Here is a 23,803-nt window from a genome sequence, read left to right as displayed (position 1 = left end):
AGTGACCGGTTTTCATCACTTACGTCCATCACATTCAGGTGCCGGTAGCATTCGAGGAGTTGTTCGGTCATGCGTAGGCAAAGTGGAGGACATACCGGTGAGCGGCGAGGACCGCCAGAGCCAGCTGGCGCGGGAGCACAAGGAGCGGCAGGCACAGCGCGCCGCCGCGCAGTCCGCCAAGGCGCGGCGGAACACCTTCATCGGCGCGGGCGTTGCCGTCGCGGTGGTGGCGGGCGGCATCTTCGCCGCGACCACCCTGGTCAACCGGGATCCGGCCAAGACCGTCGCGGCCGAGAGCACACCCTCCGCCTCGGCCAGCCCGTCGGCCGCACTGCCCACGGCCAAGCCCACCCCCACACACACCGGCCCGGTCACCTGCACCTACAAGCGTGACACCTCGGATGTCCCGCAGAAGTACGTGGGTATGCCGGGCAAGCGGCCCAACATGAAGCTCAGCACGATGACCGTGGTCACCAACCACGGCAACATCGTGATCGACCTCGACCCGGCCCTCACGCCGTGCTCGGTCAACTCGATGGCGTTCCTGGCCAAGAAGCACTTCTACGACAACACCAAGTGCCACCGCCTGGTGACGCCCGAGACCTCCGGCCTGTTCCTCCTGCAGTGCGGCGACCCGAAGGCCAAGGCCGACGGCAAGAACCCCACCGACGGTCAGGGCACCGCGGGCTACGTCTTCGCGGACGAGGCCGTCGGAGCCGTCCCGTACACCAAGGGCGTGGTCTTCCTGACCCAGCCGCAGGACGCCGCGGGGCAGAACAGCAGCCAGTTCGCGATCTCGATGTCGGACGAGAACGCGCAGATCGAGCCGCAGTACTCGGTGCTCGGCATGGTCAGCTCCGGCCTGGACATCATCGAGCGGGTCGCCAAGGACGGCGTCATCGTCAACGACCAGGACATCACGGGTGACGGCGGCTCGACCGCGCCGAAGAACCCGGTCATCATCAAGCGGGTCATCGTGAAGTGACCCCGCGGGGCCACGTCGGCGGCCGCCTCACCGGAGATCCGGGAGGCGGCCGTCGCCGTCTCCCGCCACCGAAGCCCAGCGCCCCCGCCTCCGCGAAGGAGACGGGGGCGCTGTCAGGACGCCTGTACGGGCCTGTGCCTACGCCTCACCCTTGGGCTGGGCGTCGACACCGGCCTCCTTGCGCTGGGCGGCCGTGATGGGCGTGGGGGCCGCGGTGAGCGGGTCGAAGCCGGAGGCCGTCTTCGGGAACGCGATGACGTCGCGGATCGACTCGCCGCCCGACAGCAGCATGCAGATGCGGTCCCAGCCGTAGGCGATGCCGCCGTGCGGCGGCGGGCCGTACTTGAACGCCTCCAGCAGGAAGCCGAACTTGCTCTCGGCCTCCTCCTTGGAGATGCCCAGCACGTCGAAGACGCGCTGCTGCATCTCGGCGCGGTGGATACGGATGGAGCCGCCGCCGATCTCCATGCCGTTGCAGACCATGTCGTAGGCGTAGGCCAGGGCCTCGGCGGGGTGGTCCTGGAAGTTGTCGGCCCACTCCGGCTTGGGGCCGGTGAACGGGTGGTGGACGGCCGTCCAGCCGCCCTCGCCGTCCTCCTCGAACATGGGCGCGTCCACCACCCACAGGAACGACCACTGCGACTCGTCGATCAGCCCGCAGCGGCGGCCGATCTCCAGCCGGGCCGCGCCCAGCAGGTCGCGCGAGGCGTTGCGGGCGCCGGCCGCGAAGAAGATCGCGTCGCCCGGCTCGGCCTTGACCTGGGCGGCCAGGCCGGACAGCTCCTCCTCCGACAGGTTCTTGGCGACCGGGCCGCCGAGCGTGCCGTCGGGCTGCACGAGCACGTAGGCCAGGCCCTTGGCGCCGCGCGAGCGGGCCCACTCCTGCCAGCCGTCGAGCTCCTTGCGGGTCTGGGAGGCCCCGCCCGGCATGACGACCGCGCCGACGTACTCGGCCTGGAAGACCCGGAACGTGGTGCCGGAGAAGTAGTCGGTCATGTCGACGAGCTCCTGGCCGAAGCGCAGGTCGGGCTTGTCGGAGCCGTAGCGGGCCATCGCGTCGGCGTAGGTCATGCGCGGCAGCGGCATCGGGATCTCGTAGCCGAGCACCTCGCGCCACAGGCGGCCGATCAGCTTCTCGCCGACCGCGATGACGTCCTCCTGGTCCACGAAGGACATCTCGATGTCGATCTGGGTGAACTCGGGCTGCCGGTCGGCGCGCAGGTCCTCGTCGCGGTAGCACTTGGCGAGCTGGTAGTAGCGCTCCAGGCCGGCGACCTGGAGGAGCTGCTTGAACAGCTGCGGCGACTGCGGCAGGGCGTACCAGTTGCCCGGCTGCAGGCGGACCGGCACGAGGAAGTCGCGCGCGCCCTCGGGCGTGGAGCGGGTCAGCGTCGGCGTCTCGACGTAGACGAAGCCCAGCTCGTTCAGCACCTCGTTGGCCAGGTAGGTGGCCTTGGAGCGGGTGCGCATGGCCTGGGCGACCTGCTGGCGGCGGATGTCGAGGTAGCGGTACTTGAGGCGGGCCTCCTCGGAGACGCCGACGTTGCCCTCGATGGGGAACGGCAGCGGCGCCGACTCGCTCAGCACCTCGACCTCCTCGGCCACCACCTCGATGGCGCCGGTGGGCAGGTCGGGGTTCTCGTTGCCCTCCGGGCGCACGCGCACCTGGCCGACGACCTTCACGCAGTACTCGGCGCGCAGGTCGTGGGCGTGGTCCTCCTCGCGGAAGACCACCTGCGCCGAGCCCGAGGCGTCGCGCAGGTCGATGAAGACCACACCGCCGTGGTCACGGCGCCGGGCCACCCATCCCGCGAGCGTCACCTGCTGCCCGGCGTGCTCCTCACGGAGCGACCCGGCCGTATGCGTGCGAATCACTGCACTTTCCCTTTCAGAACGTCGACGACCTGGGCCAGCGGCACCTCGGTCTGCTCAGCGGTGGTCAGGTCCTTCAGTTGGACGGCCTCGGCCGCCAGGTCGCGCTCGCCCAGGATCAGCGCGAAGCGGGCGCCGGAGCGGTCGGCCCCCTTCATCGCCCCCTTGAGCCCCTTGCCGCCGAAGGCCATGTCGGCGCTGACGCCCGCCCGGCGCAGCTCGTCCATGAGCAGGAACATCCGGCGGCGTGCGTCCTCGCCCAGCGCGACACCGTACACCTGGACGCGCCCGGGCGCCTCGGCGGGCACCAGCCCCTCGGCCTCCATGGCGAGGAACGTGCGGTCGACCCCGAGCGCCCAGCCGACGCTCGGCAGCGGCGGGCCGCCGAGCATCTCGCTGAGCCCGTCGTAGCGGCCGCCGCCGCCCACGGCGGACTGGGAGCCCAGCCCGCCGTGCAGGAACTCGAACGTGGTGCGCGTGTAGTAGTCGAGCCCCCGCACCAGCCGGGGATCGTCCTCGAAGGCGACCCCGGCGGCCGTCAGCAGCGAGCGGACCTCCTCGTGGTAGGCCTTGCAGGCCTCGCACAGGTGGTCGACGACCAGGGGCGCCCCGGCGAGCTGGGCCTGCACCTCGGGCCGCTTGTCGTCCAGCACGCGCAGCGGGTTGATCTCGACGCGGGCGCGGGTGTCGGCGTCGAGGTCCAGGCCGCGCAGGAACTCCTGCAGGGCGGCGCGGTAGGCCGGCCGGCACACGCGGTCGCCCAGGGAGTTGAGCAGCAGCCGGACCTGGGTGAGGCCGAGCGCCGCGAAACCGCGCGCGGCGAGCACGATCAGCTCGGCGTCGAGCGCCGGGTCCTCGGCGCCCAGGGCCTCGGCGCCCACCTGCCAGAAGTGGCGGTAGCGGCCCTTCTGGGCGCGCTCGTAGCGGAACTGGCTGCCGGAGTACCACAGCTTGACCGGGAGCTGCCCGTTGTGCAGGCCGTGCTGGAGCACCGCGCGCACGACCGAGGCCGTGCCCTCGGGGCGCAGGGTCAGCGAGCGGCCGGCCTTGTCGGGGAAGGTGTACATCTCCTTGGAGACGATGTCGGTCGACTCCCCGACGCCCCTGGCGAACAGCTGGGTGTCCTCGAAGACGGGCGTCTCGACGTAGCCGTAGCCGGCCCGCCGCGCCGGGGCGACGAGGGCCTCGCGCACGGCGAGGACCTGCTCGGAGCGGGGCGGGAGCCAGTCGAAGGTGCCCTTGGGTGCTTGGAAACTCATGGATTCCCTGTCAGATGCCTCGTGTGGGACCGGCGTGCGGCGCGGCCTCCCTGAGATAAGGATTGGTGGCGCGCTCGTGGCCGATCGTGGTCTGTGGTCCGTGGCCCGGCAGGACGACCGTATCGTCAGGCAGCGTCAGGCACTTGGTGGCCAGGCTGCGCAGGATCGTCGGGTAGTCGCCGCCCGGCAGGTCGGTGCGGCCGATGGAGCCGGCGAACAGCAGGTCGCCCGCGAACATGATCGCGTCGTCGGGCAGCCGGAAGCTCACCGACCCCCTGGTATGGCCGGGCGTGTGGTCCACCGTGAACTCCAGCCCCGCCAGCGGGAGCGTGGCGCCGTCGGACAGCTCGCGCACGTCGTCGGGCTCGCTCAGCGTGATGCCGCCGAAGAGCTGGGCGCCGACCGAGCCCCAGCCCGCGGCGGGGTCGGACAGCAGGTGGCGGTCGTCGGGGTGGATCCAGGCCGGCACGTCGCGGGCACCGCACACCGGCGCCACCGACCAGACGTGGTCGAGGTGGCCGTGGGTGAGCAGGACGGCCACCGGCCTGAGCCGGTGCTCGCGCAGCAGCTCGTCGACCCCGTCCACGGCGTCCTGACCAGGGTCGACGATCACGCACTCCTCGCCCGCGGCGGGCGCGATGACGTAACAATTGGTCTGGAAGGCCCCTGCGGGGAAGCCTGCGATGAGCATCTGCCTCAGGTGATCTCGTCAAAAAAGCCAATGGGAATGTAACCGAAGGGTACCGGTGCGGGTCGCCGGGCTGCGAATCATCGCCCGTTGGCCGATACGATTCGCCCACCTCAGTTGATTGACTATGGGAGGCAAAGCGGTGGCCACGGGGAAGGACCGGCAGAAGCAGCTGGCGCGCGAGCACCACGAGCGCCAGTTGCAGCGCCGCATCGAGCGCGAGCAGAAGGCCAAGCGCACCGCGATCATCGGCTCCACGGTCGGGGTCGTGGTCGTGGTGGGCGGCATCGTGGCCGCGGTCGCGCTGCTGGGCGGCGACCCCGCCAAGGAGGCGGCGGCCACGCCCACCGCCTCGGCGCAGGACACCTCCGCGCCGCAGGACACCGCCTCGGCCTCGCCCGCCGCGCAGGCCAAGCCGTACGACCCGAAGACCGGCACGTGCGGCTACGTGGCCGACACCGCGGGCGGCAACGTCAAGAACGTCGGCATGCCGCCGGCCAAGGTGTCGCTCAAGCCCGCCACCAAGACGATGACGCTGAAGACCAACCTGGGCGACATCGAGGTCACGCTCGACAACGCCAAGGCGCCCTGCACCGTCAACTCCCTGGCGTTCCTGGCCAAGAAGAACTACTACGACGGCAGCAAGTGCCACCGCCTCGGCAGCGACAAGTTCCCGATGCTGCAGTGCGGCGACCCGACGGCCAAGGCCGACGGCAAGAGCGGCGGCGACGGCACCGGCGGCCCCGGCTACGTGATGGCCGAGGAGAACCTGCAGGGCGCCGCGTACAAGCGCGGCGTCATGGCGATGGCCAAGACCCAGGCGCCGGGAAGCACGGGCAGCCAGTTCTTCCTGGTGTACGGCGATATCGGACTTACCCCGGATTACACGCCGGTGGGTACGATCACGAAGGGGCTCGACATCCTGGACAAGGTCAACAAGGCGGGCGTCATCGGTGACGCCGGGGACGGCACGGGAGCACCCAAGGAAACCGTCGAAATCAAAGACGTGACAATAGCTGGCAAGAGCTGACGTAATACAACAAGGGACGTCATGTCCCGAAGGGTCTGATGGAAAGTGCGGGAGGACACGGTGAGCACCGACCCGTGGGGCCGGGTAGACGACGACGGCACCGTCTACGTGCGTACGGCTGAGGGAGAGCGCGCCGTCGGCTCCTGGCAGGCCGGTGAACCCGAGGAAGCGCTGGCGTACTTCCATCGCAAGTACGACGAGCTGGCCGGCCAGGTTCAGCTGCTGGAGCAGCGGGTCAAGGGCACCGACCTGGCGCCGGCCCAGGCCGAGGCCAGCATCGTCAAGCTGCGCGAGGCCGTGGCCGAGGCGCACGCGGTGGGCGACCTCGGCGCGCTGACCGCCCGGCTCGACGGCCTGTCCGAGCTGGTCGCGCACCGCCGCGAAGAGGTCAAGGCGGCCCGCGAGCACGCCCGGGCCGAGGCCAGGGCGGTCAAGGAGCGCATCGTCGCCGAGGCCGAGCGCATCGCCGACGAGACGACCCACTGGAAGTCCGGCGGCGAGCGGCTGCGCCAGCTCGTCGAGGAGTGGAAGGCCGCCGACCGCATCGACCGGGTCACCGAGGCGGCCCTGTGGAAGCGGCTGTCGGCGGCCCGCACCGCGTTCGCCAAGCGCCGCAAGCAGTACTTCGCGGGCCTCGACGAGCAGCGGGAGGGCGTGCGCGCCGCCAAGGAGCGCATCGTCGAGGAGGCCGAGGCGATCGCCGGCTCGACCGACTGGGGCGGCACGGCCGCGGCCTACCGCGACCTGATGCAGCAGTGGAAGAGCGCCGGCCGGGCCTCGCGCGAGGTCGAGGACGAGCTGTGGGCCCGTTTCAAGGGCGCCCAGGACCAGTTCTTCCAGGCGCGTTCGGCGGTGTTCGCCGAGCGCGACGCCTCGCTCGCGGCCAACGCCGAGGTCAAGGAGCAGCTGCTGGCCGAGGCCGAGAAGATCTTGCCGGTCACCGACGTGCGCGCCGCGCGGGCCGCGCTGCGCCACCTCGTGGAGCGGTGGGAGGCCGCCGGCCCGGTGCCGCGCGACCAGCGCGACCGCCTGGAGGGCGGGCTGCGCAAGGTGGACGACGCCGTCCGCCGCGCCGAGGAGGCCGAGTGGAAGCGCTCCAACCCCGAGGCGCGCGCCCGCGCCCAGAGCACCGTCGACCAGCTGCGCACCTCGATCGAGCAGCTGGAGAAGCGCCTGGCCAAGGCGCGTGACGCGGGCCGGGCCAAGGACGTCAAGGAGGCCGAGGAGGCCCTGACGGCCCGCCGCTCGTGGCTGGAGGAGGCCGAGCGCACCCTGGCCGAGTTCAGCTGACCGGCCGAGGTCGGCTGACCGGCTGAGGTCGGCTGACCGGCTGAGGTCGGCTGACCGGCCGCTGCGCGACTCGCGCGCCGGTCCGGCACGCGCCCGCGCGGGCGACGGGGGTCGCCTGCGTGTCCGCGCGCCCGTCCGCGTGCTCGGCGCCCTGAGCGGCGGGCGGGCGGACGAGCCGGGAGCCGTCAGCTCCCGGCGCCGCTGACGCGGTAGACGTCGAAGACGCCCTGGATGTTGCGCACGGCCTTGAGCACGTGGCCCAGGTGCTTGGGGTCGCCCATCTCGAAGGTGAACTTGCTGACCGCCACCCGGTCGCGCGAGGTGGTGACCGAGGCGCTCAGGATGTTGACGTGCTGGTCGGACAGCGTGCGCGTGACGTCGGACAGCAGGCGCGGCCGATCCAGGGCCTCGACCTGGATGGCGACCAGGAACACCGAGTCGTCGCCGGGCGACCAGCTCACCTCGACCAGGCGGTCCGGCTGCTCCTTGAGCTGCTGGACGTTCGTGCAGTCGGCCCGGTGGACCGAGACGCCGTGGCCGCGGGTGACGAAGCCGACGATCTCGTCGCCGGGCACCGGGGTGCAGCACTTGGACAGGCGCACCCACACGTCGGCGTCGCCCGCGACGACCACGCCCGCGCCGCCTCCGCCCCTGGGGCGGCCGCGCAGCCGCGTCGGCAGCGACGTCTCGGCGATGTCCTCCTCGGCGCTCTCGACGCCGCCGATGGACGTCACGAGCTTCTGCACGACCGTCTGGGCGGCCACGTGGCCCTCGCCGACGGCCGCGTACAGGGCCGACACGTCGGGGTAGCGCAGGTCGCGGGCCAGGGCCAGCAGCGACTCGCCGGACATCAGCCGCTGCAGCGGCAGCCCCTGCTTGCGCATGGCCCGCCCGATGGCCTCCTTGCCCGCCTCGATCGCGGTCTCGCGGCGCTCCTTGGAGAACCACTGCCGGATCTTGTTGCGGGCCCGGCCCGACTTGACGAACTTCAGCCAGTCGCGCGACGGCCCGGCGTCGGGCGACTTGGAGGTGAAGATCTCGACCGTGTCGCCGTTGCCCAGGCGCGACTCCAGCGGCACGAGGCGGCCGTTGACGCGGGCGCCGATGCAGCGGTGGCCGACCTCGGTGTGGACGGCGTAGGCGAAGTCGACCGGCGTCGCGCCCTCGGGCAGCGCGATGACCTGCCCCTTCGGGGTGAACACGTAGACCTCGGAGACCGACAGGTCGAAGCGCAGCGACTCCAGGAACTCGCCCGGGTCGGAGGTCTCCTTCTGCCAGTCGAGGAGCTGGCGCAGCCAGGCCATGTCGCTGCCCGGCTTGACCTTGCCCTGGGGGCCGGGGGCGCCGACCTCCTCCTTGTACTTCCAGTGGGCGGCCACGCCGTACTCGGCCCGATGGTGCATGGCGTGGGTGCGGATCTGCAGCTCCACCGGCTTGCCCTCGGGGCCGATCACCGTGGTGTGCAGCGACTGGTACATGTTGAACTTCGGCATCGCGATGTAGTCCTTGAACCGGCCGGGCACCGGGTTCCATCGCGCGTGGATCGTTCCGAGGGCCGCATAGCAGTCGCGCACGCTGTCGACGAGGACCCGGATGCCGACCAGGTCGTAGATGTCGTCGAAGGCGACGTCGCGGGCGATCATCTTCTGGTAGACGGAGTAGTAGTGCTTGGGCCGGCCCTTGACCACCGCGCGGATCCGTGCGTCGCGCAGGTCGCCGGAGACCTTCTCGATGACCTCCTGCAGGAACAGGTCGCGGCGCGGGGCCCGCTCCGACACCATGCGCGCGATCTCGTCGTAGCGCTTGGGGTAGAGCATCGCGAACGCGAGGTCCTCCAGCTCCCACTTGATGGTGTTCATGCCCAGGCGGTGGGCGAGCGGGGCGAAGATCTCCAGGGTCTCGCGGGACTTCTGGTGGCGCTTGTGCTCGGGCAGGTAGCGCATGGTGCGCATGTTGTGCAGCCGGTCGGCCAGCTTGATGATCAGCACGCGGATGTCGCGGGACATGGCGACGACCATCTTGCGCACGGTCTCGGCCTGCGCCGCGTCACCGAACTTGACCTTGTCCAGCTTGGTCACGCCGTCGACCAGCGAGCCGATCGTGTCGCCGAAGTCGGCGCGCAGCTCGTCCAGGCCGTAGGAGGTGTCCTCGACGGTGTCGTGCAGCAGGGCCGCGCACAACGTCTCGTCGTCGGTGCCCAGCTCGGCCAGGATCGTCGCGACGGCCAGCGGGTGCGTGATGTACGGGTCGCCGGACTTGCGCTTCTGGTCGCGGTGGTGGTGGGCGGCGACCTCGTAGGCGCGCTCGATCAGGCGCAGGTCGGCCTTGGGATGGGTGGCACGGACCGTGCGGAACAGCGGCTCCAGCACCGGGTTCATGGCCCCACCCCCAAAGCGGCGCCGACGCGTCGCAGGAGCGCCGCCGGCAGGTTCGGCACTTCCTGCGTCGGTTACGTCGGGCACGACCACATCACGGGGCACACAGACTCCTCATGTTCGAGTCCAGGTCCCCCAGTGTATCCAGGCGCGAAACCTGGCCTCCCGCGGGTCCGGCTCAGACGATCACCAGGGAGCGCAGGTCCACCTCTTTGAGGCGCTCGCGCCCCTTGAGGAAGGCCAGCTCCATGAGCATGGCGACGCCGACGACCTCCGCCCCGGCCCTGCGCACGAGCTCCACGGTCGCCTCCGCCGTGCCGCCGGTGGCGAGCACGTCGTCGACGATGAGCACCCGGTCGCCCTCGTCGAAGGCGTCGCGGTGGACCTCGATGGTCGCGGAGCCGTACTCCAGATCGTAGGACTCCTCGAGCGTTTCGGAGGGAAGTTTGCCCTTTTTCCGTACCGGCACGAATCCGGCTCCGGCGCGGTAGGCGACGGGGGCGGCGAGGATGAAGCCCCGCGCCTCGATGCCGACGATCTTGTCGGCGGGGCGCCACCCGGCCACCTCGTCCACCACGGCCGCGAACGCGGCGTGGTCGGCGAGCAGCGGGCTGATGTCCTTGAACAGCACGCCGGGCTTGGGGTAGTCGGGCACGTCCCTGATCCGGTCGAGGATCAGCGCGCTGAGGTCGGTCATGTCGGGGCTCCTTCGGGAGGTTCGTGTCGCCGGGGGGCGTCACGGAATGGGGCGGACGTGCGGCGGGGCGGGACGGCGTGGTGCCGGCCCGCCCCGCGTGTCATGCTCAGCCCTTGGCGACGGCCGCGTTCTCGGAGCCCTTGGACCCCTTGCCGGACTTCTTGCCGCCACCGCCGCTCGCGGCGGCGACGCGCCGGGCGATGGCCTGGTACTTCGGCTCGCGCTCCTTGAGCGTCACCAGCAGCGGCGTGGCGACGCACAGCGAGGAGTACGTACCGACGATCATGCCGACGAACAGGGCCAGCGACAGGTCCTTCAGCGTGCCCGCGCCGAGCAACGTGGTGCCGATGAACAGGATCGCCGCCACCGGCAGGATGGCGACCAGCGAGGTGTTCAGCGACCGGATCAGCGTGTGGCTGAGGGCGTTGTTGGCCGCCATGGAGTACGTCTGCTTGGACGTCGTGCCCAGCTTGGCCGTGACCTCCTTGATCATGTCGAACACCACGACCGCGTCGTAGAGCGAGTAACCGAGGATGGTCAGGAAGCCCAGCAGGGTCGCCGGGGTGACCTCGAAGCCGGACCAGGCGTAGATCCCGGCGGTGATGACGAGGTCGTGGATGAGCGCGACGATGGCGGCCAGCGCCATCTTCGGCTCGAACGCCATCGACAGGTACAGGATGATCGCCAGCATGAAGACGCCCAGGCCGATCCAGGCCTTCTGGGAGACCTCACCGCCCCAGGAGGCGCCGATCGACTGCACGTCGATCTGCTCCTTGACGTCGTACTTCTGCTTGATGACCTGCTGCAGCTTGGCCGTGGTGGCCTCGGAGAGGTCCTCGCTGGTGATGCGGTAGCGCTGGTTGGTCGTCTGGACGATCGCCTGGTGGACGCCCTCGTCGCGGAACGTGTTGCGGACGTCCTCGACGGTCGTGGCCACGGCCGGCTTGAAGGAGATGACCGAGCCGCCCTTGAACTCCACACCCAGGTTGAGGCCGTTGATCAGCAGGCCGGCGATGGAGACGATCAGCAGGAAGCCGGACAGGCTGTACCACAGCTTCCAGCGGCCGACGAAGTCGATGTCGATCTCGCCGCGGTAGAGGCGACGCCCCAGTCCCATGTCAGGCCTCCTGCGGGGTGGTCGTACGGCCGGCGGAGCCGGAGTGGTCGGCGCTCATGCGCTCGGAGTCGAGGCCGGACAGCGGATGCCCCTTGGCGAAGAACTTCAGCCTGGCGAGCACCGCGATGAACGGCTTCGTGAACAGGAACACGACCACGATGTCGATGAGCGTGGTCAGGCCCATGGCGAACGCGAAGCCGGCCACGCCGCCGACCGCCAGCGCGTAGAGCACGACCGCGGCGATGAACATGACGGCGTCGGCGATCAGGATCGTGCGCCGGGCGCGGACCCAGGCCACCTCGACGGCGGCGCGCAGGGTGCGCCGCCCCTCCTTCATCTCGTCGCGGATGCGTTCGAAGTAGACGATGAAGGAGTCGGCGGTGATGCCGATCGAGACCACCAGGCCGATGATGTGCGGCAGCGAGAGCCGGAAGTTGGCGTTGTGGCCGAGCACGACCACGGCCGTGTAGGTGAGGATCGTGGCGACCACGAGGCTCAGCACCGCGACGATGCCGAGGCCGCGGTAGTAGAGCAGGCTGTAGACGACCACGAGGGCCAGGCCGATGACGCCGGCGATCAGGCCGCCCTGGAGCTGGTCCTGGCCGAGGGTCGAGGACACCGTCTCGGCCGAGCTGCGGTTGAACTTCAGCGGCAGCGCGCCGTACTTGAGCTGCTCGGCCAGGTCGGTGGCGCTCTTCTGGTCGAAGCCGCCGGTGATCTCGGCGCGGCCGCCGGGGATGGCGCTGATGATGTTGGGGGCGGTGATGACGACGCCGTCGAGGACGACCGCGACCTTGTTGCGGGGCTCGGGTGCGCTGACGGCCTGGCCGGTGAGCGTGGCCCAGGTGCTCGCGCCCTTGGACTTGAAGTCGAGCTGGACGAGCCATTCGGTGGTGCCCTGGCGGACGCCCGCGGAGGCGGTGTCGATGTCGGTGCCGACGACCTTGGCCTCGTCGAGGACGTACTTGTAGCTGCCGTCGCTCTCGCAGGCCGCGTACTGCTTGTTGGGGTCGTCCTGGACGCCCTGGCCGCGCTTCTTGGGGTCGGTGCAGTCGAGGGTCTGGAACTGCTTGAGCACCGCCGGGTCGATGCCGGTGGTGTCGATGTTGGGGTTGGCCGGCTGCTGCGTGCTGCTCGGCGTGGCCGCCGGGGTCGGGGTGGCCTTCGCGTCCTGCCCCTTCTGCCGCTGCTGCCGCTGGTCGGACTGCGCCCCGCGGGTGGTCTCGGGCTTGGCGGCCTTACCGGTGGTCTCCGGCTTGGCGGCCTGGCCCGTGGCGGTGGGCGTGGGCGCGGTCAGGGCCGAGGACAGCGCCTTGCCCGTCGGCGACACGGACGGCCCGGGCGTGCCCGCCGAGCGGGTGGAGGACGGCTGGGGCTTGGCCGACGACGAGCTCGCCGGCGACGCCGAGCCGGACGGGGTGGCGCCCGGCGTCGGCGCCTGGGTGGGCAGATCCTGCGGGAGCTGCGTGGCCTCCATCGCGAGCACCTGGCGGAAGCGCAGCTCCGCGGTGGTCGAGACCAGCCCGATCGCCTCGTTCTGCCCGACGCCCGGGATCGAGATGATGATGTTGTCGCCGGACTTGGCGACCTCCGCGTCGGAGATGCCGTTGCCGTTGACCCGATCACGGATGATGTTGACCGCGCGGTCGAGGATCTCCTCGGGCGGCGAGGCACCGTTCTGGGTCACCGGTGTCAGCGTCAACGTGGTGCCGCCCGCGAGGTCGAGTCCGAGCTTCGGCGTGAACGCCTTCTGCAGGAACATCGTCCCGCCCAGGGCGAGGATGAGCGCCAGGAGCAGCAGGAGCGTCCGCCCCGGCTTGCTGTGGCTGCTGGTCGGTCGGGCCACTGGTCGTCAGTTCTTTCGGATAGAGGTTTGTCGCAGAAGCCTAGTCAGGACTTCGTGGTGTCCTGGCCGTCGTTGCGCTCGGAGGCGGTGCCGGTCGTGCCGTCCTTGTCCGTCTCGACGGCGTCGGACACGTCGTCCGCCGGAGGTTCGTCGGCCACCGGCTCGCCAGGGGTGACGACACGCCCGATCGCGGCCTTCACCCACCGGGTCTCGATGCCGGGGGCCACCTCGAGGACCACGTCCTCATTCTCCACCGCGACCACGGTGCCGAACAGGCCCGTCGTCGTCATCACGCGCGCCCCGGGGGTCAGGCTGTTCTGCATCTGGGCCGCTTCCTGCTGACGCTTGCGCTGCGGACGAATCAGCAGGAAGTAGAACACCACCACCAGAAGAATCAGCGGCAGGATACTCGTGAGTTGACCCGTGTTCATAAGGGGCGACCTTCCATCTTCGTACAAGAAGTTGACACCGGCGTCGCGCCGGAAATTCCGGGCTGTGCCTCCGGGGCCGCGCCGCTCAGCCCGTCAGCCTACACAGCCAGCCAAACCACGGAGTGTAGGCCGTTGTTGCGAAACGCGGCAACGAGGCAGCGTTTCGCCGCGCGGGGAAGTTCCCAATTCGAAACGGTTGCAACCGTTCTGTAATCAGTCGAAATGCGCCGCTCCGAAGGCGTCCGGGGGCGGCGTCATTCCCAGATGATGCCAGGCCGCGGCGGTCGCGACCCGACCGCGCGGGGTCCTGGCCAGCAGTCCCTGCCGGACGAGGAACGGCTCGGCGACCACCTCGACCGTCTCGGGCTCCTCCCCCACGGCCACGGCCAGCGTGGACAGGCCCACCGGTCCGCCGCCGAACTTGCGCAGGAGCGCGCCGAGCACCGCCCGGTCGAGCCGGTCGAGCCCTTCGGGGTCGACCTCGTACAGGTCGAGCGCGGCGGAGGCGACGTCGCGGTCGATGACGCCGTCGGCGCGCACGTCGGCGAAGTCGCGCACCCGGCGCAGCAGGCGGTTGGCGATGCGGGGCGTGCCGCGCGAGCGGCGGGCGATCTCGTGGGCGCCCTCCGGCGGCAGGGTCACGCCGAGGAGCCGCGACGAGCGGTGCAGCACCTGCTCCAGCTCGGCCACCTCGTAGAAGTCCATGTGCGCGGTGAAGCCGAAGCGGTCGCGCAGCGGCGCGGGCAGCAGACCGGCGCGGGTGGTGGCGCCGACGAGCGTGAACGGCGCGATGTCGAGCGGGATGGCGGTCGCGCCGGGCCCCTTGCCGACGACGATGTCGACCCGGAAGTCCTCCATGGCGAGGTAGAGCATCTCCTCGGCGGGGCGCGCCATCCGGTGGATCTCGTCGATGAACAGCACCTCGCCCTCGGCCAGCGTCGACAGGATGGCCGCCAGGTCACCGGCCCGCTCCAGGGCGGGGCCCGAGGTGATGCGGAGCGGGGCGCTCAGCTCGGCCGCGATGATCATAGCCAGGGTCGTCTTGCCGAGTCCGGGCGATCCGCTCATCAGCACGTGGTCGGGCGGCCGGTTGCGGCGCAGGGCGCTCTCCAGGACCAGCGAGAGCTGCTCGCGCACGCGGCCCTGGCCGATGAACTCGCCCAGCCGCTTGGGGCGCAGGGCCGCCTCGATCTGCAGCTCGTCGCCGTCGGCGTCGGGCGACACGAGGTCCCGCTCCAGGCTCACTTCCGGGTCTCCCTCACGCTCTGCCCTCTCCCTGCCCTCTCCGCCCCGCGCCGTGCCGGGGGCGGGGGTCCTGCGAGAGTACGGCACGCGCGCGCTCCCCGTCCGGGCGGGAGAGCACGCGGCCGGCGGCCGGACGGGCCTGACGGGTGACCGGGCGGCCGCGGTGACCCGAGGGCGGGGCGGGCGCGTGACCGGTGACCCGGCGAGCCCGCTGGCCCGGGGACGCGGTGGCCCCGGTGGCCATGTGATGGGTGGCCGGGCGGGCCCCGTGGCCAGGGGGCGGGGTGGGCGGTCGTGGGGTCATCGGACGCTCAGGGCGCGTAGGGCGGACTTGAGCAGGGCGGCGACCTGCGGCTCGCGGCCCTCGGCGGCGTCGGCCTCGGCCTGCGGCTCGACGGCGAGGACGGCCTCGTCGGCGTCCTTGGCGGAGTAGCCGAGGCCCACGAGACCGGAGTGGACCTGCTCGCGCCAGAGCGGGGCCGGACGGTCGCCGTTGAGCGCGGCGTCGAGGGCCGCGTCGGGGGTGCCGAGACGGTCCTTGAGCTCCAGCACGATGCGCTGGGCGCCCTTCTGTCCGATGCCGGGGACCTTGGTCAGGGCCTTGAGGTCGGCGGCGGCGACGGCGACGCGCAGCGCGTCGGGGGTGTGGACGGCGAGCATGGCCAGGGCCAGCTTCGGCCCGACGCCGCTGGCGGTCTGGAGCAGCTCGAACACCGCCCGCTCGTCCTCGGTGGCGAACCCGTACAGGGTGAGGGACTCCTCGCGCACCACCAGCGAGGTGGCCAGGCGGGCCTCCTCGCCGACCCTGAGCCGGGCCAGCGTGCCGGGCGTGCAGTGGGTGAGGACGCCGACGCCGCCGACCTCGATCACGGCGCCGTGGGGCGCGATGGCGGCGACCCGGCCGGCCACTGATGCGATCACGGTGTCACGTCCTTCTTCAGGGGCTTCGCCGGGGGCTTCGCGGGGGTCTTCGCGGGGACGTCCTGCTGGTGCGTCGCGGGGCCGCCGGAGGGGGCTCCGGCGGCGGCTGTCCCGGCGGCCATGGCGGCACGGCCGGTGAGGTCCGCGAGGGTGTCCGTGGGGGCGTCGGAAGCGCGGCCCTCAGCGGTACGGGCCTCAGGGGTGCGGGCCTCAGGGGTACGGGCGTCAGGGGTACGGCCCTCAGGGGTACGGGCGCTGTTGATGCGGGCTCCGAGGGTGCGGGCTCCGACGGTACGGGCCCCGGCGGCGCGGGCCCCGGCGGCGCGGGTCGATGCGGTGCCGCGGGCGGCGCCGGCCATGGCCTGGGCCAGGCGGTGCTGGGCGCCGCCGCGCCACACGTGGCAGATGGCCAGGGCGAGGGCGTCGGCGGCGTCGGCCGGCTTGGGCATCTCCTTGAGCCGCAGCAGCCGGGTGACCATGGCGCCGATCTGCTTCTTGTCGGCGGTGCCGCTGCCGGTGATCGCGGCCTTGACCTCGGACGGCGTGTGCAGGGCGACGGGCAGGCCGCGCCTGGCGGCGCAGAGCACCGCGATGCCGGCGGCCTGGGCGGTGCCCATGACGGTGCGGACGTTGTGCTGGCTGAAGACCCGCTCGACCGCCACGGCGTCGGGACGTACCTCGTCGAGCCACTGCTCGATGCCGGCCTCGATGCCGACCAGGCGCGCGCCCAGCTCCTCGTCGGCCCCGGTCCGGACCACCCCGACGGCCAGCAGGGTCAGCGGCGCGCCGGGACGGCCCTCGACCGCTCCCACGCCGCACCGGGTCAGTCCCGGGTCGACGCCCATCACTCGCACCCTCGCGCCTCCCGCCCGTATGCCTCGGGGCTCACCGCTCCCCGCCGAACACGTGTTCGGCAGGAGACTCTACCCCGGCCGGCCTGTCCACGCACCGGAAACGCGCGGACGTCGGGAAACGTCGGCGCGTCGCGGGCGAGGGCGCCTTCGCGCGCCGAGGCCCCCTGTGCGTCGCCCACCGACGTGCACAGACGTCGTCCCGCCTCCGGGGGCCCCGTGGACGCTCCCCGCTCCGGAAGCCGTCACGAGCGGCCTCACGGCCCGGTACGCGGACATCAGCGCGAGGCCCGCCAGTGCTGGTGGACGGAAGGTTCCGCCGGAAGACGAGAGGCCCGCAGAGAGAGCCACCCGCATGGAGAGCCACCCGTGGGGAAGGCCGCCGGCCCCGTGGGGAAGGCCGCCCGCCCCGTGGGGAAGGCCGCCCGCCCCGTGGGAAGGCTGCCGGCAGGGAGAGCCGCCCGCAGGCCAGGCCGCCCGCAGGGAGAGCCGCCCATCCCGCGAGGAGGGCCCCTGTGGGGAAGGCGGCCCATCTCGCGGGGAAAAAACCCGTAGGGAGAGCCGCCCGTAGGGAGAGCCGCCCGTAGGGGGCGGGAGGCTCTGTCAGAAGTAGTCCAGCATGTACGGCCGGGCCGCGAAGGCCGTGTCCAGGGCCTCGTCCCAGGAGTCGTCCCCCGACAGCAGGCCGCTGCGGCGCAGCGTGGCCGTGGGGATCCCCGCGTAGAGCGCGGACAGCCCGTTGATCCCCAGCCGCGGCCCGGTGAAGGAGCTTGCGCCGGTCGTGAGCGCCGTGGCCGTGCCCTTGCCGTCCGCGACCGTGAGCCGCCACAGTCCCGTGTTGCCCGCGCGTACCGTGTCCTCGACCTCGACGGCGGCGTCCAGGGCCGCCCCAGACGGGAAGCCCCTGCGCTCCACCGCCGCCTCCACGTCGAGGACCCGGAACATCCAGCGCTCCGCCGTGAGCCGCTCCTCCGAGCGTTCGCGCAGCAGCCACAGGACCGGGTCGTCCGGGGCGACGACGGCCAGGACGGTCTTGGCGATGGAGGAGGCCGAGCCGACCAGCGACCACAGGGCCCGGGCGGTCTCCGGCGAGCCGGCGACGAGGTTGTCGACGCGCATGCTGTCGCCGTCCCAGCGGTAGACGGCGTAGCCGTCGGGGGCCAGGTAGAGGAAGTCGTCCTCCTGGGACAGCCAGTGGGCCCAGGTGCGTTCGTCCCAGGAGATGGGGCCGGAGGAGCGGGCCGCGCCGTGCAGGCGGTGCAGCAGCGCGACGACCTCCGCCGCGTCGCCGGCGTCCATGCGGCGTACCGGCACGTCGCCGGACGGCCGGATCCCGCGCAGCGCCTCGGTGGGGATGGTGACCAGGTGGCGGGCGCCGGCGTGCTCGTAGCCGGTGGCGCGGTAGACGGGGGTGGTGGCCGGGTAGAGCGCTGAGACGGCGTCGCCCAGGCCGACGGCCCGCTCGACGACGGCGCGCATGAGCCGCGTGCCGACGCCCCTCCCCCGGTACTCAGGGTTGACGGTGACGCCGGCCACGCCCGCCAGGGGCTGGGGCCGGCCGTGCCACCACTGGGTGAACGCCCGCACCCGCGCCGCGCCGGCCAGCCGGGAGCCCTCGAACACGCCGAGGTAGCGGCCCTCGTTCAGGGCCGGGATGACGAAGGAGCGCCAGGTCTCGCGCTCGGCCGGAGAGACCGGTCCGAACGAGCGTCGGCGGACGTCGAGCAGGTCGTCGTAGTCGTCGGTGGTCAGGTCGCGAATCTCCACAAGGGGACAACCTACGCAGCCGGGGCGGGGTTGCGCGAACCGCTCCCCGGCGCGCCCGCGCGCAGGGCCAGGCGGTGGAGGTACAGCACCTGGGCGGCCCCCGCCGCGAGCAGCGCGACCAGGACCACCGGCAGCGGCGTGGACAGGCCGGCGGAGGGCCAGCCGCCGTACTGGCGGAGCTGGAGGAACTGGGTGACGGGCGCGGTGGTCAGGCCGGGGTCGTGGGCGACGAGGAGCGGCCACAGGAGGTCCTGGCCGTTGAGCAGGGTGACGACGAGCACGAGGATGCCCGCCATGGGCAGGGAGGGCCGGACGACTCCGCCGGCGAAGTCGCCTCCGGACCGCTCGGCCAGGCCCCTGCACAGCAGCGTGAGCAGGAACAGGCAGGGGACGCTGACCAGCACGGGCGGCACGAGGGCGACGAAGGTGTCGATCAGCCCCAGGTTGCGCATGTCGGTCCAGCCGGCCACGCCCAGCGGCCCGACCCCCACGAACAGCCAGGGCGCGAACGGCAGGAGCAGCCACTCGCTGCGGCGGCCGAGCGGCCGCAGCGCGCCGATGCCGAGCGCGCCCAGGTAGGCGACGCCCACGGAGACCACGGCGCCGATGACGGCGGGCGCCCACGTGTTGACGTGGACGGCCAGGCCGCCGGGGCTCGAGGAGGGCCGGGTGAGGGCCGCGAGCCAGGGCCAGGTGAGGACGAGGGCGACGGCGGCGTAGGCGACGAGGGCGGCGATGCCCGCGGCCCTTCCCGCCACCGAGGCGCCCCGCCCGCCGCTCCCCGGCCCACCGCCGACCGGCCCGCCGCCTGCTGCTCCGCCGCCGGCCAGCCCGCCGCCGGTCGGTCCGCCGCTTCCCGGCGCGCCGGTGGCGCCCGGGTGCGCCTCGTACGGCACCGGCTGTTCCGTGCCCGGGACGGGCATCGCGGCCCCGTACGCCACGCCGCCCCGGGGAGCGCCCGGCCCGAATTCGTGACCGCCCGCCGCCGGGCCGGCCTGGCTCGCGCCGCCCTGGCCCGGAGCCGTCCACCCCGGGGCCGTCTGGCCCGGGACCGTCTGCCCAGGGGCCGTCTGGCCCGCGGCGGCGGCCTTCACCGGCTCGTACGCCGGCTCGTACGCCTCCTCGGAGCCGCTCTCGTCCCCCTGCGCGACCCAGAGCCGCACCCCGGCCGCCACCACGACGACCGCTGCGACGAGGCCGAGCACGCCCAGGACGATCCCCGTCAGCGTGGCCACCGCCGCGCCCATGCCCGGCCGGCCCTGGACGAACGCGTGGGCGTACTGCATGCCCGCCAGCGTCTGCGCGCCTCCGGGGCGCGCGCCGCCCGTCAGGAGCGCGGACAGCGTGAACGTCTGGAGACCGGCCGCGAGCGTGGCGAGCGCCACGACGACGCCCACGACGATCATGCTGCGGGTCACGGCGCCGCCGCGCAGCGCCGGCAGGAACGCCATGACCGCGAGCGCGCACACGACGCCGAACGTGGCCGCGGCGACGATCAGCCGCAGCCCGGAGGGCGCCGTGGCCGGGTCGCGGAGCGCGGTGGCGAGGGTGACCAGGCCGGACTCGCCGGGCCTGAGCCCGTACAGCCAGGAGACGGCGACGGCCGTCGGCGAGAAGACCACGGGCGCGAGCGACAGCACGACCAGGCCCGCGCGCCGCGGCCAGGTGCCGGCCCGGTCGAGCGCGACCGCCAGCAGCGGCCCGGCGACCAGCGCGACCAGCAGCGGCATGAGCACCAGCGACAGGCTGAACCCCAGGGCCGCCCAGACCTCACCCGCTCCGGTGAGCTGGGCGTAGTTGTCCAGGCCCACGTACTTGCGGGGGGTGAGCGAGCCGCCCGACTCCAGGCTGAGGCGGATCGTCTGGACGGTGGGCAGGAGCAGCGAGATGAGCATCCCGAGCCCGGCCGGCATGAGGAGCACCCAGCCGAGCGCGGGCGACGGGGGTCGGGGAAGGCTGTCGGAGGTCACGGCCCACGACCCTACGCCGATCCAGGAGCGCCCCGCACGCCGTCGCCCCCTGGCGCGGGGACGGCCGGGGCCCCCGGCGCGCCGGGGGCGCGAGCCGGCCTTCCTGCGCGCGCAGGACCCGGGCGCCGCGCGCCGGGGCCGCGAGCCCGCCTTCCGGCGGCATGCCGAAGGCCGCCCCCGCGCGGGAGGCGGCCCGGAAGAGCGGGGCCGAGGAGGCTCAGGCCTCCAGCTTCTCCATGACCTCGTCGGAGACGTCGAAGTTGGCGAAGACGTTCTGCACGTCGTCGCTGTCCTCCAGCGCGTCGATGAGGCGGAAGACCTTGCGGGCGCCCTCCTCGTCGAGCGGCACCGTCATGGTCGGCATGAAGCTGGAGTCGGCCGAGTCGTAGTCGATGCCGGCGTCCTGGAGCGCCTTGCGCACCGGGACGAGGTCGCCGGCCTCGGAGACGACCTCGAAGGAGTCGCCGAGGTCGTTGACCTCCTCGGCGCCCGCGTCGAGGACGGCCATGAGGACGGTGTCCTCGTCGAGGCCGTTCTTGGGGACGATGACGACGCCCTTGCGGTTGAACATGTAGGACACCGAGCCGGGGTCGGCCAGCGAGCCGCCGTTGCGGGTCAGCGCGACGCGCACCTCGGAGGCGGCGCGGTTGCGGTTGTCGGTGAGGCACTCGATGAGCACCGCGACGCCGCCGGGCGCGTAGCCCTCGTACATGATGGTCTGCCAGTCGGCGCCGCCGGCTTCGAGGCCGCCGCCGCGCTTGCGGGCCCGCTCGATGTTGTCGTTGGGCACGGAGTTCTTCTTCGCCTTGAAGATGGCGTCGAAGAGGGTGGGGTTGGCGTCGGGGTCAGGGCCACCGGTCCGGGCCGCCACCTCGATGTTCTTGATGAGCTTCGCGAACAGCTTGCCGCGCTTGGCGTCGAGCGCGGCCTTCTTGTGCTTCGTCGTCGCCCATTTGGAGTGGCCGGACATTACCTAGAGCTCCCTCACCATGTCTACGAAGTATCGGTGCACCCGCGTGTCCCCCGTGAGCTCCGGGTGGAACGAGGTCGCGAGCAACGGCCCTTGACGGACCGCGACGATCCTATCCCCAGGCTGGGCCATGCCCAGCACGTCGACGTCCGGGCCGACCGATTCGACCCACGGAGCGCGGATGAAGACCGCGTGCACGGGCTCGCCCGCGAAGTCGAGGTCGGCCTCGAAGGAGTCGACCTGGCGGCCGAAGGCGTTGCGCCGGACGACCATGTCGATGCCGCCGATGGTCTGCTGACCGGCGATGCCGTCCTCGATGCGGTCGGCCAGCATGATCATGCCGGCGCAGGAGCCGTAGGCGGGCATGCCGGCCTTGACCCGCATGCGCAGGGGTTCGAGCAGTTCGAAGGTCTCGGCGAGCTTCCACATCGTGGTGGACTCGCCGCCCGGGACGACGAGGCCGTCGACGGCCTCCAGCTCGGCGGGCCTGCGCACGGCGACGGCCCGCGCGCCGGCCTCGGTGAGCATGCGCAGGTGCTCGCGGACGTCGCCCTGCAGGGCGAGCACGCCGACGGTGGGCGGGCGGCTCGCGGGCGCGTCGGCAGGCTCGCTGGCGGGCGTGCTGTCGGGCACGGTGGCGGGCACGGTCGTCCTTCCGTCGGGGTGCGGGTCCGGTTCATTCAACACCACGGCGGGGTGGTGTCTTCCGCCGGGATGCACCGGCACGCCGGGGGTGCGGTGATCAGGCGGGCGCCGCGTCGTGGACGCTGTGGTCGAGGTCCACGCGGGCCAGGGAGCGCAGGTGGTGGCGGCGCGTGTACAGCACGGCCATGCCGATCAGGCAGCAGAGGGCGCCGGCGGCGTACGGCACGGTGACGCCGATCTCCTCGCCCAGCTTGGTGGCGACGAACGGGGCCAGCGCGCCGCCCATCCAGCGGACGAAGTTGTAGCCGGCGGAGGCGACGGGACGGGGCGCGTCGGAGACCTCCATGGCCGACTCGGTGAAGACGGTGTTGTTCAGGCCGATGGGGATGCCGGACAGGACCGTGCAGATCACGACGCCGGCGCGGAGGCCCTCGCCGGCCGACACGGCGATGCCGATCTGGAGCACGGCGAGCAGGCCGAGGGCCAGGTGGAGCACGTTCACCGAGCCGATGCGCCGCTGGAGCGGCGGCGCGCCGAAGACCGAGGCGAGGGCCACGCAGACGCCCCAGCCGAAGAAGACGGCGCCGATGCCGTACGGCGACATGCCGAGGATGAACGGGGTGAAGGCCAGCACGGTGAAGAACGCGAAGTTGTAGAACAGCGCGGTGAAGGCCGTGGTGGACAGGCCGCCGTGGGCCAGGGCGCGGATCGGTGCGCTCAGCCTGGTCTTGACCCTCGGCGCGGGCGTGGCGCGCAGCAGCGTGGCGATGAGCACGAAGCCGGCGGCCATGAGCGTGGCGGTGCCGAAGAAGGGCGCCCGCCAGTTCCAGTCGCCGAGCAGCGCGCCGACGAGGGGGCCGGCGGAGATGCCGAGGCCGAGGGCGGCCTCGTACAGGATGATGGCCGACTCGGCGCCGCCGCTGGCCGCGCCGACGATGACGGCGAGGGCGGTGGCGACGAACAGGGCGTTGCCGAGCCCCCAGCCGGCGCGGAAGCCGACCAGCTCGGCGACGCTGCCGGAAGTGCCGGCGAGCGCGGCGAAGACGACCACGAGCGCGAGGCCGGCGAGCAGGGTGCGCTTGCCGCCGATGCGGCTGGACACCCAGCCCGTGACGAGCATCGCCACGGCGGTCACCAGGAAGTAGCTGGTGAACAGCAGCGACACCTCGCTGGGGGTGGCCTTCAGGCCCTGGGCGATGGACGGGAGGATCGGGTCGACCAGGCCGATGCCCATGAAGGCCACGACCGCGGCGAACGCGGTGGCCCAGACGGACGTCGGCTGGCGCAGGATTCCGCCACCGGATGACATGGTGCTCCTTCTCCGGGTCGTGCAGGTGCGACGGTTGTCGCGGGGGCGTACGGGTGCGCGGTCAGGCGCGGCCGAGCTTGGCCAGCACGGGCAGCGCGGCGGCGAGCGTGTCGCGTTCCCGCTCGGTGAGGGCCGCGAGGTCCTGGCCGAGGCGGGCGAGCCGGGCCTGCCGCACGGCGAGCAGGCGGGCGCGGCCCTCGCCGGTGAGCTCGACGGTCCTGACGCGGGCGTCGGCGGGGTCGGCCCCGCGGGCGACCAGCCCGGCGTCCTCCAGCCGGTTGATCTGGACGGTCATGGTGGGGAGCTGGACGGCGTGCTCCTCGGCCAGCTCGGTCATCCGCCGGGGCCCCTGTTCGAGGGAGCCGAGCACGGCGTACTGCTGGCTGGTGACGGGCTGGCCGGCGGTGGTGCGCCTGAGCAGGAGGACGAGGTGGCGCAGGACGGCGGAGACGCCCTCGGCGAGCACGCCGGGGTCCGCCTCGCCGGGGCCGGGGGTGCTGGGATCGGTCATGCTTAGCCCAACTAACTTAGCTGA

The 23,803-nt window shown here is 72.3% G+C and carries 19 protein-coding genes and 1 pseudogene; 3 read left to right on the top strand and 17 right to left on the bottom strand.

The genetic code is table 11. The features are described 5' to 3' along the window. Nucleotides 1–97 precede the first annotated feature (97 nt). Nucleotides 98–985, top strand: coding sequence for a peptidylprolyl isomerase (locus HT134_RS36880; RefSeq protein WP_175605096.1), 888 nt, complete (start codon nucleotides 98–100; stop codon nucleotides 983–985). A 138-nt stretch (nucleotides 986–1,123) separates the two neighbouring features. Here HT134_RS36880 and aspS read toward each other — a convergent pair whose 3' ends face one another. The 3 genes from aspS to HT134_RS36865 are packed head-to-tail and all read right to left on the bottom strand — an operon-like array spanning nucleotide 1,124 to nucleotide 4,807. Next, nucleotides 1,124–2,860, bottom strand: a complete 1,737-nt coding sequence (aspS, locus tag HT134_RS36875) for an aspartate--tRNA ligase (RefSeq protein WP_175605095.1) — start codon at nucleotides 2,858–2,860, stop codon at nucleotides 1,124–1,126. Next, complete coding sequence (gene hisS / locus HT134_RS36870; RefSeq protein WP_175605094.1) at nucleotides 2,857–4,116, bottom strand: histidine--tRNA ligase; 1,260 nt, start codon at nucleotides 4,114–4,116, stop codon at nucleotides 2,857–2,859. Before hisS ends, aspS begins: the two co-directional genes overlap by 4 nt. A 10-nt stretch (nucleotides 4,117–4,126) precedes the next feature. Beyond that, nucleotides 4,127–4,807, bottom strand: a complete 681-nt coding sequence (locus HT134_RS36865) for an MBL fold metallo-hydrolase (protein ID WP_175605093.1) — start codon at nucleotides 4,805–4,807, stop codon at nucleotides 4,127–4,129. A 139-nt stretch (nucleotides 4,808–4,946) separates the two neighbouring features. On the opposite strand from HT134_RS36865, the gene HT134_RS36860 reads away from it, so the two are divergent. Both HT134_RS36860 and HT134_RS36855 read left to right on the top strand, forming a co-directional pair. Beyond that, nucleotides 4,947–5,834 carry a peptidylprolyl isomerase gene (locus tag HT134_RS36860; protein ID WP_312888706.1) on the top strand — a complete coding sequence of 296 codons (888 nt, stop codon included), beginning with the start codon at nucleotides 4,947–4,949 and terminating at the stop codon, nucleotides 5,832–5,834. Between the two features lie 60 nt (nucleotides 5,835–5,894). Beyond that, nucleotides 5,895–7,124 carry a DUF349 domain-containing protein gene (locus tag HT134_RS36855; protein WP_175605091.1) on the top strand — a complete coding sequence of 410 codons (1,230 nt, stop codon included), beginning with the start codon at nucleotides 5,895–5,897 and terminating at the stop codon, nucleotides 7,122–7,124. Between the two features lie 185 nt (nucleotides 7,125–7,309). On the opposite strand, the gene HT134_RS36850 is transcribed toward HT134_RS36855, so the two are convergent. The 14 genes and pseudogenes from HT134_RS36850 to HT134_RS36785 all read right to left on the bottom strand — a co-directional run bounded on the left by HT134_RS36850 (nucleotide 7,310) and on the right by HT134_RS36785 (nucleotide 23,779). Beyond that, a complete protein-coding gene (locus HT134_RS36850) occupies nucleotides 7,310–9,502 on the bottom strand; it encodes a RelA/SpoT family protein (protein ID WP_175605090.1) in 2,193 nt (730 codons plus the stop codon). Nucleotides 9,503–9,677: 175 nt separating this feature from the next. Further along, nucleotides 9,678–10,196, bottom strand: a complete 519-nt coding sequence (locus HT134_RS36845; RefSeq protein WP_175605089.1) for an adenine phosphoribosyltransferase — start codon at nucleotides 10,194–10,196, stop codon at nucleotides 9,678–9,680. A 106-nt stretch (nucleotides 10,197–10,302) separates the two neighbouring features. Continuing rightward, nucleotides 10,303–11,313, bottom strand: a complete 1,011-nt coding sequence (gene secF, locus HT134_RS36840; RefSeq protein WP_175605088.1) for a protein translocase subunit SecF — start codon at nucleotides 11,311–11,313, stop codon at nucleotides 10,303–10,305. A gap of 1 nt (nucleotide 11,314) precedes the next feature. Continuing rightward, a complete protein-coding gene (gene secD, locus HT134_RS36835; RefSeq protein WP_312888705.1) occupies nucleotides 11,315–13,159 on the bottom strand; it encodes a protein translocase subunit SecD in 1,845 nt (614 codons plus the stop codon). Between the two features lie 44 nt (nucleotides 13,160–13,203). Next, complete coding sequence (gene yajC / locus HT134_RS36830) at nucleotides 13,204–13,590, bottom strand: preprotein translocase subunit YajC (RefSeq protein WP_175605087.1); 387 nt, start codon at nucleotides 13,588–13,590, stop codon at nucleotides 13,204–13,206. A 213-nt stretch (nucleotides 13,591–13,803) separates the two neighbouring features. Then, nucleotides 13,804–14,835 carry a Holliday junction branch migration DNA helicase RuvB gene (ruvB, locus tag HT134_RS36825; protein WP_175605086.1) on the bottom strand — a complete coding sequence of 344 codons (1,032 nt, stop codon included), beginning with the start codon at nucleotides 14,833–14,835 and terminating at the stop codon, nucleotides 13,804–13,806. 300 nt (nucleotides 14,836–15,135) lie between these two features. Beyond that, nucleotides 15,136–15,756 carry a Holliday junction branch migration protein RuvA gene (ruvA, locus tag HT134_RS36820; protein WP_175605085.1) on the bottom strand — a complete coding sequence of 207 codons (621 nt, stop codon included), beginning with the start codon at nucleotides 15,754–15,756 and terminating at the stop codon, nucleotides 15,136–15,138. A 341-nt stretch (nucleotides 15,757–16,097) separates the two neighbouring features. Further along, a pseudogene (ruvC, locus tag HT134_RS36815) lies at nucleotides 16,098–16,610 on the bottom strand (crossover junction endodeoxyribonuclease RuvC); the annotation flags it as partial. A 600-nt stretch (nucleotides 16,611–17,210) separates the two neighbouring features. Beyond that, nucleotides 17,211–18,374 carry a GNAT family N-acetyltransferase gene (locus HT134_RS36810; protein WP_312888704.1) on the bottom strand — a complete coding sequence of 388 codons (1,164 nt, stop codon included), beginning with the start codon at nucleotides 18,372–18,374 and terminating at the stop codon, nucleotides 17,211–17,213. Between the two features lie 11 nt (nucleotides 18,375–18,385). After that, a complete protein-coding gene (locus tag HT134_RS36805; protein WP_175605084.1) occupies nucleotides 18,386–20,344 on the bottom strand; it encodes a carbohydrate ABC transporter permease in 1,959 nt (652 codons plus the stop codon). Nucleotides 20,345–20,561: 217 nt separating this feature from the next. Next, nucleotides 20,562–21,314 (bottom strand): YebC/PmpR family DNA-binding transcriptional regulator, encoded by a 753-nt coding sequence (locus tag HT134_RS36800; protein WP_175605083.1) that lies wholly within the window; start codon nucleotides 21,312–21,314, stop codon nucleotides 20,562–20,564. Nucleotides 21,315–21,317: 3 nt separating this feature from the next. Continuing rightward, nucleotides 21,318–21,881: a pyridoxal 5'-phosphate synthase glutaminase subunit PdxT gene (pdxT, locus tag HT134_RS36795; protein WP_312888713.1), complete on the bottom strand. Its 564-nt coding sequence runs from the start codon at nucleotides 21,879–21,881 to the stop codon at nucleotides 21,318–21,320. A 175-nt stretch (nucleotides 21,882–22,056) separates the two neighbouring features. Then, the gene (locus tag HT134_RS36790) at nucleotides 22,057–23,268 is read right to left on the bottom strand and encodes an MFS transporter (protein ID WP_175605082.1); all 1,212 of its coding nucleotides are present in this window, start codon (nucleotides 23,266–23,268) and stop codon (nucleotides 22,057–22,059) included. Between the two features lie 61 nt (nucleotides 23,269–23,329). Further along, on the bottom strand, nucleotides 23,330–23,779 hold the full coding sequence (locus HT134_RS36785) for a MarR family winged helix-turn-helix transcriptional regulator (RefSeq protein ID WP_175605081.1): 450 nt from the start codon (nucleotides 23,777–23,779) through the stop codon (nucleotides 23,330–23,332). Nucleotides 23,780–23,803: the final 24 nt, after the last annotated feature.

It is taken from the genome of Nonomuraea rhodomycinica (genome assembly GCF_013363995.1).
Classification (GTDB): Bacteria; Actinomycetota; Actinomycetes; order Streptosporangiales; family Streptosporangiaceae; genus Nonomuraea; species Nonomuraea rhodomycinica.
The sequence above is the reverse complement of the archived record's forward strand: the minus strand, read 5'-3'. Positions and strand labels throughout refer to the sequence as shown.

Excerpts from the sequence above, each read along its gene's own strand:
- hisS (WP_175605094.1), bottom strand. The coding sequence starts at position 4,116 with ATGAGTTTCCAAGCACCCAAGGGCACCTTCGACTGGCTCCCGCCCCGC.
- HT134_RS36865 (WP_175605093.1), bottom strand. The coding sequence starts at position 4,807 with ATGCTCATCGCAGGCTTCCCCGCAGGGGCCTTCCAGACCAATTGTTAC.
- HT134_RS36850 (WP_175605090.1), bottom strand. The coding sequence starts at position 9,502 with ATGAACCCGGTGCTGGAGCCGCTGTTCCGCACGGTCCGTGCCACCCAT.
- HT134_RS36845 (WP_175605089.1), bottom strand. The coding sequence starts at position 10,196 with ATGACCGACCTCAGCGCGCTGATCCTCGACCGGATCAGGGACGTGCCC.
- secF (WP_175605088.1), bottom strand. The coding sequence starts at position 11,313 with ATGGGACTGGGGCGTCGCCTCTACCGCGGCGAGATCGACATCGACTTC.
- yajC (WP_175605087.1), bottom strand. The coding sequence starts at position 13,590 with ATGAACACGGGTCAACTCACGAGTATCCTGCCGCTGATTCTTCTGGTG.
- HT134_RS36800 (WP_175605083.1), bottom strand. The coding sequence starts at position 21,314 with ATGTCCGGCCACTCCAAATGGGCGACGACGAAGCACAAGAAGGCCGCG.
- HT134_RS36790 (WP_175605082.1), bottom strand. The coding sequence starts at position 23,268 with ATGTCATCCGGTGGCGGAATCCTGCGCCAGCCGACGTCCGTCTGGGCC.
- HT134_RS36785 (WP_175605081.1), bottom strand. The coding sequence starts at position 23,779 with ATGACCGATCCCAGCACCCCCGGCCCCGGCGAGGCGGACCCCGGCGTG.